The sequence below is a fragment of the Bradyrhizobium sp. WYCCWR 13022 genome, from assembly GCF_030435535.1.
Taxonomy (GTDB): Bacteria; Pseudomonadota; Alphaproteobacteria; order Rhizobiales; family Xanthobacteraceae; genus Bradyrhizobium.
In genome coordinates this window covers 152,705-164,027 of sequence record NZ_JAUIZJ010000019.1, presented here as the reverse complement: position 1 = coordinate 164,027, position 11,323 = coordinate 152,705, and the positions used below count along the sequence as shown (strand labels likewise).

Here is an 11,323-nt window from a genome sequence, read left to right as displayed (position 1 = left end):
GACGAGATCATCGACATCGTCGAGGAGCGCCTCAACATCGAGGTCGGCGGCTCGGCTAGCGGCATCCTCGGCTCGGCCGTGATCAAGGGCCAGGCGACCGAGGTGATCGACGTCGGCCACTTCCTGCCCATGGCGTTCGCCGACTGGTTCACCCGCAAGGAGATGAAGCCGTCGATGCACTCGCAGTCGGTGCTGCTGGTTGACGACAGCGCGTTCTTCCGCAACATGCTGGCGCCGGTGCTGAAAGCGGCCGGCTACCGCGTCCGCACCGCGCCGACCGCGCAGGAGGGCCTGGCTGCCTTGCGCGCGCAGAACTTCGACGTGGTCCTGACCGACATCGAGATGCCCGACATGAACGGGTTCGAGTTCGCCGAGACCATTCGTTCCGACAGCAATCTGGGCGCGATGCCGATCATCGGCCTGTCCGCGCTGGTGTCGCCGGCGGCGATCGAGCGCGGCCGTCAGGCCGGCTTCCACGACTATGTCGCCAAGTTCGACCGTCCCGGTCTGATCGCGGCGCTGAAGGAGCAGACCGCGGGCGCCGCCGGCGCCTCCGAGCTGAGCCGGGCGGCGGCGTAAGGACCGGGATCAGGAGAGATTGCAATGAGCAAGAAGACCCAGTCCACCGAAGGCGCCATGGTCGAGTACGTCACCGCGATGATCGGCGGCCAGCTGTTCGGCCTGCCGATCTCCCGCGTCCAGGACGTGTTCATGCCCGAGCGCGTTACCCGCGTTCCCTTGTCCTCGCGCGAGATCTCGGGCGTCTTGAACCTGCGCGGCCGCATCGTCACCGTGGTCGACATGCGCGCCCGTCTCGGCCTGCCCAGGGACGAGGACGGCAAGACGCCGATGGCGGTCGGCGTCGACCTGCGCGGCGAATCCTATGGCCTCCTGATCGACCAGATCGGCGAGGTGCTGCGCCTGCCCGAGGACAGCAAGGAAGAGAACCCGGTCAACCTCGACCCCCGCATGGCCAAGCTCGCCGGCGGCGTCCACCGTCTCGACGGCCAGCTCATGGTCGTCCTCGACGTCGATCGCGTCCTCGAGCTCAAGACCGACGTGCAAATGGCCGCCTGAACTTTCACAAAGACATTCGAGCCGGAGATCCAAGATGAAGACCTGTTTGGTGGTTGACGATTCCAGCATCGTTCGCAAGGTCGCGCGTCGCATCGTCGAGGCGCTGGGCTTCCAGGTCATCGAAGCGGAAGACGGCGTCGAGGCGCTGGTCCACTGCAAGAAGGCCATGCCGGAAGCCATCCTGCTCGATTGGAACATGCCCGTGATGGACGGCTTCCAGTTCCTGGGCACGCTGCGCCGTATGCCCGGCGGCGATGAGCCCAAGGTGGTGTTCTGCACCACCGAGAACGGCATCGACCACATCACCAAGGCGATGGGCGGCGGTGCCAACGAGTACATCATGAAGCCTTTCGACAAGGAAATCGTGTTGGCGAAGTTCCAGGAGGTCGGGCTGGTCGCGCGCGAAGAAGAGACCGCAGCCTGAAAATACACCTGCCAGTAGCGTCAAGAGGTATCCTGTGAACGCGCCCGATTACGAGTATCTGCGTAAGTTGCTGAAAGAGCGCTCCGGTCTCGACCTGTCCGCCGACAAGCAATATCTGATCGAAAGCCGCCTGCTGCCGCTGGCGCGAAAGGCCGGGCTCTCCGGCATCCCCGAGCTGGTGCAGAAGCTGCAAGGCGGATCGAGCGCGCTGATCACCAGCGTGATCGAAGCCATGACCACCAACGAGACCTTCTTCTTCCGCGACAAGGTCCCGTTCGATCACTTCCGCGACACCATCATGCCGGAGGTTCTCAAGGCCCGTGCCGCTCGCCGCAGCGTGCGGATCTGGTGCGCCGCGGGCTCGACCGGGCAGGAGCCCTATTCGCTGGCAATGACCCTGAAGGAGATGAGTGCGGCGCTCACCGGATGGCGTGTCGAGATCATCGCGACCGACCTCTCGCAGGAGGTGCTCGAGAAGGCCAAGGCCGGCGTCTACAGCCAGTTCGAGGTGCAGCGCGGTCTGCCGATCCAGATGCTGATGAAATATTTCAAGCAGACCGGCGAGACCTGGCAGGTCCATCCCGAGCTGCGCGCGATGATCCAGCACCGGCAGCTCAATCTGCTGCAGGACTTCTCCCACCTCGGCACGTTCGACGTCATCTTCTGCCGCAACGTGTTGATCTATTTCGATCAGGAAACCAAGATCAACATCTTCAACCGCCTCGCCCGCCAGATCGAGCCCGACGGCTTCCTGGTGCTCGGCGCGGCGGAGACCGTGGTCGGACTGACCGATACGTTCAGGCCGATCACCGATCGCCGCGGCCTCTACAAGCCGAACGATCCGCGTGCGGCTGCGGCCAAGCCGGCTGCCGACGCGGCTGCGGCGCCGCGCATGGCGATGGCAGGACGATAGACATGGCCGAGGATGGCAAGGGCACGGAGCGCGTCACGTTCAGTCGGGGCTATGATGTCTGCATCATGGCCATCGACGGCACCTGGCGGCGCGACTGCACCCTCAATGCGATTTCCGATACCGACGCCATCCTCACGGTGGAGGGCTCGATCCAGGGCTTGAACCTGAAGGAGTTCTTCCTGCTGCTGTCGTCCACGGGCCTTGCCTACCGCCGCTGCGAGCTGGTGCGCGTCAACGGCGCCGAGATGGACATCCAGTTCCTGCGCGGCAAGAACCGCAAGAAGCGCGGCGCAGCCAATGGCCAGGACGCGGTGGCGTGATCGCCGCGCGTTTCGGGCTGCCTTTCCCTGACGCGTTGCTTCACATTTTCTGAAAACATCCGACCGAATTCGCAGGCGTAGCTTTACGTCGCCTAAGCGCGGACCGTGTATCGATTGACGGTCGCAATTTCAGGGTCCGGCCATGCCAAGAAGCTCTCTCTCCCCCATCCCGTCAAATCTGCCCGACGTCGCCGAGCGGCGCGCGCTTCAGCTCCTGGTGGTCGATGACGACGCCACCCAGCGCAGCCTGATCACGGTCGCCGCCAGGCAGGCCGGCCACGAGGTCGCCGTTGCGCCGTCGGTCGCCGAGGCGATCGAAAAGCTGCGCGCTGCGCGCTTCGACTGCGTGACGCTCGATCTCGTGCTGGAGGACGGCGACGGCATCGACGTGCTGCGCGAGATGGCGGCCGCGAAATTCTCGGGCTCGGTGATCGTGATCAGCGGCATGGACGGCAAGCGCCGCAGCGCCGCCCGCAACTTCGCCCGCTCGGTCGGGATCGAGCTTCAGAGCCTGCCGAAGCCGCTGGATCTCGCGGCGCTGCGCATCAGTCTCGCCAATCTCGGCAAGACCGCGATGGGACTGCCGACGATCCATACCTGGGGCGGCGTCGCCACCGACGCGATCGTGGAACGGCACCGCGCCTGAGGCGCGGCGCTGGCCTGCGATCAGCTGCGGCAAATCAGCCGGGCCGATCGCGGCCTATGCGGGACTGCCGGATTCCGACAGATTCTGAAGGGCCTGGCCGAGCTCCGCCCGGCAGGCGTTGAGGGCGGCTCTCGCCGCGGTGAAGCGAGGCGTGACGTCGTCGAGCACGACGATCTCGGTGGAACCCAGATCGGCACTCACGATAGAGCCATCGTCTTCAGGCTCCATCGCCGCGTCGATCAGACGCAGACTGATCTCCATGCGCGCGATCAGTGAGCGAAGTTCGGCTGCGATCAACTGACGGCTGTCGGTTTCGGCCATCGCGGCGAGCGGGGGTGTGCCAGCGTAATTTAGCATGGATATTCTCCGTCCCCCGCAATAAGGCACCTCGGCGCTACTTGTGCGTTAAGTTCATGTCCCGTACAAATGCGGGTGGGCCGAATCTGCGCCGAAAGCCGTAATGTCAGGCGCGGACGCGAGTCCTTGAATGCCGACGTGGGTTGGCGAATGGACGTGGCACATGGTCGAACAAACCTCCCGTGGTGAGATCTTCGTGGTCGATGACGACCCCGCTGTTCGCGACACCCTGTCGATGGTGTTGAAGGCGGCGGGCTATGAGGTGATCTGTTTCGCCGACGGCGCAGCACTGCTTTCCGTTGCACGAAACCGCACGCCGGCTGCGATCCTCCTCGACGTGCACATTCCCGGAAAGTCGGGTCTCGACATCCTGAAGGAGCTGCAAGGCGAGGACTATCCGGCCCCCATCTTCATGATCTCCGGGCAGGGCGATATCGCGATGGCAGTGGGGGCCATCAAGAGCGGCGCGCTCGACTTCATCGAGAAGCCGTTTCGCGGCAGCGAGATCGTCGGCCGGCTGGATGAGGCGATCGGCGCTTATGCACGCAGGCAGGCAGAGAGTGCATCGCCGAAGTTCGGTTCGCTGCATTTCCCCGGACGCGAGCCGCTGACCCGACGCGAGCGCGAGGTGCTGGAGCAGTTTGCTGCCGGTGCCTCCAACAAGGAGGCCGGCCGCACGCTCGGCATCAGCCCCCGCACCATCGAGGATCACCGCGCCAACATCATGAAGAAGCTCGGCGCCCGCAACGCCGCCGATCTGATCCGCATCGTGATGACCGCGGCCCAGCGCGCGTCGTAAGGCGCTGTTGAATCGCCGCCCTTTCGTCGTTCCGGATCGCGCTACGCGCGTCCGGGATGACACCCAGAATTCAGCTGCTCAGAGCCCTGCGAATGATCCGCGCCAGATCGGACTTGCGATAGGGCTTGGCCAGCAGCAGCACGCCTAAATCCAGCCGGCCGTGGTGGATGATCGCGTTCTCGGTATAGCCTGAGGTGTAGACCACCTTGAGGTCGGGGCGCGTCTTCACCACCTCGTCGGCAAGCTGTCGTCCGTTCATCTTGCCGGGCATGATCACGTCGGTGAACAGCAGGTCGAACCGCGCGCCGCTCGCCACGATCGCAAGCGCTTCGGCGGCATTGGCGGCTTGCAGGGTGACGTAGCCGAGCGAGTGCAGCTGCGCGAGCACGTAGTCGCGCACGAGCCGGTCGTCCTCGACCACGAGGATGGTCTCGTGCCCGCCCTCGACCGTCGCAGGCGTCACGCCATCGCTCACGGCCGTCGGCGTCTTGCCCGGCGGCAGGTACATCTTGATCGTGGTGCCGTGGCCTTCCTCGCTGTAGATCTTGATGTGTCCCGCGGACTGCTTGATGAAGCCGTAGACCATCGAGAGCCCGAGGCCGGTGCCCTTGCCGGGGCCCTTCGAGGTGAAGAAGGGGTCGAACACGCGCGCCAGCATATGGGACGGAATGCCGGTGCCGGTGTCGCTCACCGCGATCAGCACGTAGTGTCCGGGCCTGACGTCGTTGACGCTGGCATAGACCTCGTCGAGATAGGCGGCGCCCGTCTCGACGATCAGCTTGCCGCCGCCGGGCATCGCGTCGCGCGCGTTGAGTGCGAGGTTGAGGATGGCCGTGGTGAGCTGGTTCGGATCGACGATCGCGACGCAGCTCTCGTCCTCGAACACGGATTCGATCTGGATCTGCTCACCCAGCGTCGGCCGCAGCAGTTTTGCGGTGTCGATGATCAGCGAGTTGATGTCGATCTCGCGCGGCTGGAGCGGCTGCTTGCGGGCAAAGGCGAGCAGATGCTGGGTCAGCTCGGCGCCGCGGCCGGCGGCCTCGTCGATCATCTTCGTGATCGCGGCAAGCCCCGGATCCTTCGCCACCGCGTCCGCCAGGATCTCGATCGTGCCGGTGATGACGGTGAGGATGTTGTTGAAATCGTGCGCCACGCCGCCGGTGAGCTGGCCCACCGCCTCCATCTTCTCGGCGTGGCGGATGCGCTCCTCGGAGGCGATCTTGTCGGTGAGGTCGCGGTAGAACACGTTGAACAGGATGCCCTCGCGGCGCCGCAGCGCCGTGACGCTGAGTTCGGCCCTGAATTCCTTGCCGTCGCGGCGGCGGACCATCAGTTCGCGGCGGCGGTTGAGGGTATGGCCTTCGGCGGAATCGAGGAAGCGGGCGAGGCCGGCCTTGACCCTCTCGCGCTCGCTCTCCGCGACGATCAGGTCGACGGCGTTCTTGCCGAGCGCCTCGTCGCGCCGCCAGCCGAACAGCTCCTCGGCTCGCGAGCTCCAATTCAGGATGGTGCTGTGGGCGTCGGTCTGGACGAAGGCGTCGAGCGCGGTCTCGACGATGTTGCGCGCAAGCTGCTCGCTGTCGCGCAAGGACTCGGCTGCGCGCCTCGCCTCGGTCATGTCGCGCCCGACGAAGAAGTAGCGCTTGGCCTGGTTCGACCAGTTGCCGAGCCAGGAGAGCCAGACCTCGCTGCCGTCCTTGTGCAGGCAGCGCGTGTCGGCGAGCTTGGGGTGTTCGCCGCGCCGGAGCGCGCGCATTTCCTCGCGGGATTGATCGAGATGCGAGTGGTGGATGAAATCGACGCCGCTGCGGCCGATCATTTCCTCGGGCGCATAGCCGAGAACGGTCTCGCTGCTCGGGCTGATCTGCACGATATGGCCCCGCGAGTTCATGATCATGATCAGGTCTTCGGAGGCGTCGAACAGCTGCCGCCGCTCCTCGAGCTGCTGGCGTAGCGCGCGCTCGGTCCGTCGCGCATCGGTCAGCAGCCGTGCCGTGCCCGAGGCGCCGATGATCTCGCCGGCAGGGCCCCGGATCGGCGACAGGCTCACCGAGATCTCGACCGGTGTGCCGTCCCTGCGGACGCGGACGGTTTCGAAGTGCTCGATCCGTTCGCCCTGCGCGATCCGCCGCAGATAGTCCTTGCCCTCGTCGCTGCGATCGGCCGGCAGGAGGATCGAGGTCGGCTGTCCGACCGCCTCCTCCGACGAATAGCCGTAGAGGCGTTCGGCCGCCGTGTTCCACCCGATGATGATGCCGTCGAGCGTCTGCATGACGATCGAATCGTCGGAAGATTCCACCGCTGCGCTGAACAGGCGCTCGCGCACGGCGAGCTGGTCGCGGGCGGCCTCGCTGCGGCGCCGCTCCTCGATCTCATGCTCCAGCGCCGAGGTCTTGGCCTTGGTCTCCTCGACCATGTGGGCAAAGGCTCGCGCCAGCATGCCGGTCTCGCCGCCGGCGTCGATCGGAATCGCGGCGGGCTTGCCGCGCCCGATCGCCTCGACGGCTCTGGTGAGCCGCCCGATCGGCCGGGTCAGCGATCGCGCCAGCATCAGGGCAAGCGCGGCCGCTACCAGCACCGCGATGACGCCGATCATGAGGCTCGTGTGTTCGATGATCACGGCGGGGGCCATGAACACGGCATTGGGCACGACCCGGATGATGCCGACCCATTGCCCCTCGGCGAGGATCGCGGGCGCGATCCCGGCGCCGCTCGGCTTGCCGTTGCGTTCAGGCACGACATGGGTTGCGCCTTGCGTCGATCCGGTGACGCCTGCGAAATAGGGGAAGTCGTCCTGCCAGCGCGTCGGTGTGCCCAATTGCGAGCCGAACTCGCGGGTCCGGTCCGGGTGCACGATATAGTCGCCATTGCGGCCGACGACGTAGACCTGCTCTCCCTGTCGGGCCGTGATGCGGATGCGATCCAACACCTGGCGCATGTCGACGTTGACGACGACGATCCCGAACAGGCGGTGATCGGACCCGTACAGCGGTGCTGCCACGCGCAGCGTCGGCACGTAGGGCATCTGAATGGTGCCGTTGTCGACGTTCAGATCGACCGGAGAGACATAAATCTGGCCTTCGTGGAGCTTGATCGCGTCCTGGAAGAAGAAGCGATCGTCCTTGGCTTGCAGGGCCTCGTCGGGAACGATGCGGACCGATCCATTCGGGCCGGAGCGATCGACGCGCAGATATTCGGTGCCGTTGGCCGCGATGACGCGAAATTTTGCGTAGGTCGGGTTGGCTTCGACATCGGCCACGAGGCGCGTCAGCAGCCGCTCGCGCCAGGTCTTTTCGGCCAGATGATCAACCGGGTCGATGCCGTTGTTGAAATGGGCATCGATCACGCCGCGCACGGCCGCATTGGCGCGGAACGTCACGATGGCGGACCGCGCACCACTGGTCTGGGCTTCGAGCTGGGAAGCGAGCAGCCCCGACTGGGTTTCGATGCGGTCGAGCACGCGCGGCAGGAACGCCCGTTCCAGGCTGTAATGGCTCAGCCATCCGACCGCGGAGACCGCAACCGCGACCAGCAGAATCATCGCGATGGCCAGCCGGGTTGCGAGCGTCATGTCGCCCTTTGCGCCGCGTCGAGAATGGACCCGAATGTTCTACGCGACATCGATGGTCCCGTCACCGGCCGCCGGTGCCGGTGTCGATGTGAGGAGGGGGTGATGATTGCGCCGATGTCAGGCAGCGGTCGACCATCGCCAGCAGCGCATCGGCTCGGAACGGCTTTTGCAGGCTCGCGACCGCGCCGAGCTTGGTTGCCATCTTGAGGAAATCGGGCTCGGCAAAGTCATCCGGCGTGATCGAGCGGCCCGAGATGACGACGATCGGAATGGCCGGTTGCAGGGCCCGGACATGACGCATCGTTTCCAGCCCGTCCATGCCGGGCATGAAGATGTCGAGGAACAAAAGGTCGAACCGGTTGCTCTCGAACAGGGCGAGCCCCTTGCTGCCGTCGCCGGCGACCGTCACGCGATGGCCGGCCCGCTCCAGCAGCAGCCGGATTGTCAACTGCACGGCCGGGTCGTCATCCACAATCAGGATGTTGGCCACGTTAAAAACCTCCGGGTCGGATGGGGATGCGTCCCTGCGACCAAAATCAAAGCTCCAAATACGAAATTGTTGCGCGGATCGTGCCCGCCCTGCAAGCACTTCGGGGCCGGTCGGCATGAGCCGTTTTTGATGTTGCATCGCACCGTAGCCTATGCACCTCCAAGTGCATAGCTGGGCCCACGTTGCGGGCCGCCGGCCGCCTTGCGAGGGGGCGACGGCCTGTGAGAAGAGCAGGGCAGATTCCCCGACGGACGAGGACCATGACCAGGAAGAAGACACCCGACCAGCTCCGCAGCGCGCGCTGGTTCGCGCCCGACGACCTCCGTTCGTTCGGCCACCGTTCCCGTGCCATGCAGATGGGCTATGCGCCGGAGGAGTGGAAGGATCGGCCGTGCATCGCGATCATCAACACCTGGTCGGAGGCGCAGCCGTGTCACATGCACTTCAAGTCGCGCGTCGACGACGTCAAGCGCGGCATCCTGATGGCCGGCGGCCTGCCGGTCGAACTGCCGGCGCTGTCGCTGTCGGAATCGCTGCTCAAGCCGACCACCATGCTCTATCGCAATCTCCTGGCGATGGAAGCCGAGGAGCTGCTGCGCAGCCATCCCGTCGACGGCGTGGTGCTGATGGGCGGCTGCGACAAGACCACGCCGGCGCTGCTGCTGGGCGCGACCTCGATGAACATCCCGGCGATCTATCTGCCGGCGGGGCCGATGCTGCGCGGCAACTGGAAAGGCAAGACGCTCGGCTCCGGCTCCGATGGCTGGAAATATTGGGACGAGCGCCGCGCCGGAAAGATCTCCGACAAGGACTGGCTCGATATCGAAGCAGGCATCGCCCGCAGCTACGGCACCTGCATGACCATGGGCACGGCCTCGACCATGACCGCGATCGCCGAGGCGATCGGCATGACGCTGCCAGGCGCCTCCTCGATTCCCGCCGCGGATGCCAACCACATCCGCATGGCCAGTGAATGCGGCCGCCGCATCGTCGAGATGGTGTGGGAGGATCTGACGCCGAAGACGATCCAGACCCGCAAGGCGTTCGAGAATGCGATTGCGGTCGCAATGGCGATGGGCTGCTCGACCAACGCGATCATCCATCTGATCGCGCAGGCCCGCCGCGCCGGCCAGGACATCGGCCTCGATGATTTCGAGATTGCGAGCCGCAAGGTGCCTGTCATTGCCAACGTCCGTCCGAGCGGCGACGCCTATCTGATGGAGGATTTCTTCTATGCCGGCGGTCTGCCGGCGCTGATGGGCGAGATCAAGCAGCATCTGCATCTCGACTGCATCACGGTGTCAGGCAAGACACTTGGCGAGAACATCGACGGCGCCGAGGTGCATAATGCCGACGTGATCCGTTCCGTCGCCAATCCCATCTACAAGGAGGGTGCGCTTGCCGTGCTCAAGGGCAACCTCGCGCCCGACGGCTGCGTCATCAAGCCGTCCGCCTGCGCGCCGCGCTTCCTCAAGCACACCGGGCCTGCGCTGGTGTTCGACGATTATCCGTCGATGAAGAAGGCTGTCGACGATCCCGATCTCGACGTGACCGAGGACCACATTCTCATCCTGCGTAATGCAGGGCCGCAGGGCGGCCCGGGCATGCCGGAATGGGGCATGCTGCCGATCCCGACCAAGCTCGTGAAGCGGGGCGTGCGCGACATGGTGCGTATCTCTGACGCGCGCATGAGCGGCACCAGCTACGGCGCCTGCATCCTGCACGTCTCGCCGGAATCCTACATCGGCGGACCGCTGGCGCTGGTGCAGAACGGCGACCGCATCACGCTCGACGTCGGCGCGCGCACCATCAATCTCGATGTGTCAGAGGCCGAGCTCGACAAGCGCCGCGCCGCCTGGAAGCAGCCCGAGCGCCGCTTCGAGCGCGGCTATGGCTGGATGTTCACCAAGCACATCAAGCAGGCCAATGACGGCTGCGACTTCGACTTCCTCGAGACTGATTTCGGCGCGCCGATCGGCGAGCCGTCGATTTACTAAAGGACGCATATGTCAAAACTTTCCGAAGCCACCCGCAACAAGCTCAAATCCGTCTCCACGGCCACCGTCGCGACCGCGCTGTTCAAGCGCGGCCTGCGCATCCAGATGGTCCAGGATGTGCACCCCGTCGGTGCCGATCAGCCGACAATGGTCGGCGAGGCCTTCACGCTGCGCTACATGCCGGCGCGCGAAGACCTCAACACCATCGACGTGTTCAAGGATCGCTCTCATCCGCAGCGCAAGGCGGTCGAGGATTGTCCGGCAGGCAGCGTGCTGGTGATGGACAGCCGCAAGGATGCGCGCGCAGCCTCGGCCGGCGCGATCCTGGTGACGCGGTTGATGAAGCGCGGCGTCGCCGGCGTCGTGACCGATGGCGGCTTTCGTGATTCCGCGGAGATCGCCAGGCTCGGCATTCCCGCCTACCACCATCGCCCCTCGGCGCCGACCAATCTGACGCTGCACCAGGCGATCGAGATCAACGTCCCCATCGGCTGCGGCGACGCGCCGGTGTTTCCCGGCGACGTCATCCTCGGCGATGCCGACGGCGTCATCGTGATCCCCGCGCATCTCGCCGACGAGATCGCCAATGAAACGTTCGAGATGACCGCGTTCGAGGATTTCGTCACCGAGGAAGTCGGCAAGGGCCGCGGCATTTTCGGCCTCTATCCCGCGACCGATCCGCAGACGCTCTCCGACTTCGCGGAATGGCGCAAGAAGAACGGAAGGTAA

General features: G+C 65.2%; 12 protein-coding genes. 9 read left to right on the top strand and 3 right to left on the bottom strand.

The genetic code is table 11. The annotated features are described in order from the left end of the window. The 6 genes from QY049_RS26150 to QY049_RS26125 form a co-directional block, all read left to right on the top strand. Positions 1–579 (top strand): response regulator (locus tag QY049_RS26150; protein WP_301270084.1); only part of this gene is annotated, 579 nt, incomplete at its 5' end. Positions 580–603: 24 nt separating this feature from the next. Continuing rightward, positions 604–1,077: a chemotaxis protein CheW gene (locus QY049_RS26145; RefSeq protein ID WP_194479010.1), complete on the top strand. Its 474-nt coding sequence runs from the start codon at positions 604–606 to the stop codon at positions 1,075–1,077. 34 nt (positions 1,078–1,111) lie between these two features. Beyond that, the gene (locus QY049_RS26140; protein WP_188106496.1) at positions 1,112–1,501 is read left to right on the top strand and encodes a PleD family two-component system response regulator; all 390 of its coding nucleotides are present in this window, start codon (positions 1,112–1,114) and stop codon (positions 1,499–1,501) included. Positions 1,502–1,535: 34 nt separating this feature from the next. After that, positions 1,536–2,414, top strand: coding sequence for a protein-glutamate O-methyltransferase CheR (locus tag QY049_RS26135; RefSeq protein WP_194479011.1), 879 nt, complete (start codon positions 1,536–1,538; stop codon positions 2,412–2,414). A 2-nt stretch (positions 2,415–2,416) separates the two neighbouring features. Further along, complete coding sequence (locus QY049_RS26130) at positions 2,417–2,734, top strand: PilZ domain-containing protein (protein WP_194479012.1); 318 nt, start codon at positions 2,417–2,419, stop codon at positions 2,732–2,734. Between the two features lie 142 nt (positions 2,735–2,876). Then, on the top strand, positions 2,877–3,380 hold the full coding sequence (locus QY049_RS26125) for a response regulator (RefSeq protein ID WP_194479013.1): 504 nt from the start codon (positions 2,877–2,879) through the stop codon (positions 3,378–3,380). Between the two features lie 54 nt (positions 3,381–3,434). On the opposite strand, the gene QY049_RS26120 is transcribed toward QY049_RS26125, so the two are convergent. After that, entirely contained in the window at positions 3,435–3,737 is a 303-nt protein-coding gene (locus QY049_RS26120; protein WP_194479014.1) for a hypothetical protein, read from the bottom strand. A 163-nt stretch (positions 3,738–3,900) separates the two neighbouring features. Between QY049_RS26120 and QY049_RS26115 the strand changes: the two genes are divergently transcribed. Continuing rightward, positions 3,901–4,536 (top strand): response regulator transcription factor, encoded by a 636-nt coding sequence (locus QY049_RS26115; RefSeq protein ID WP_194482558.1) that lies wholly within the window; start codon positions 3,901–3,903, stop codon positions 4,534–4,536. A 70-nt stretch (positions 4,537–4,606) separates the two neighbouring features. Here the strand turns inward: QY049_RS26115 and QY049_RS26110 are convergent, their stop codons facing one another. Next, a complete protein-coding gene (locus QY049_RS26110) occupies positions 4,607–8,107 on the bottom strand; it encodes a PAS domain S-box protein (RefSeq protein WP_258764597.1) in 3,501 nt (1,166 codons plus the stop codon). A 61-nt stretch (positions 8,108–8,168) separates the two neighbouring features. Next, positions 8,169–8,597, bottom strand: coding sequence for a response regulator (locus tag QY049_RS26105; protein WP_258764598.1), 429 nt, complete (start codon positions 8,595–8,597; stop codon positions 8,169–8,171). Positions 8,598–8,857: 260 nt separating this feature from the next. Here QY049_RS26105 and araD point away from each other — a divergent pair, with 260 nt between their 5' ends. Continuing rightward, positions 8,858–10,594 carry an L-arabinonate dehydratase gene (gene araD, locus QY049_RS26100; protein WP_258764599.1) on the top strand — a complete coding sequence of 579 codons (1,737 nt, stop codon included), beginning with the start codon at positions 8,858–8,860 and terminating at the stop codon, positions 10,592–10,594. A 9-nt stretch (positions 10,595–10,603) separates the two neighbouring features. Next, complete coding sequence (locus tag QY049_RS26095) at positions 10,604–11,323, top strand: ribonuclease activity regulator RraA (protein WP_258764600.1); 720 nt, start codon at positions 10,604–10,606, stop codon at positions 11,321–11,323.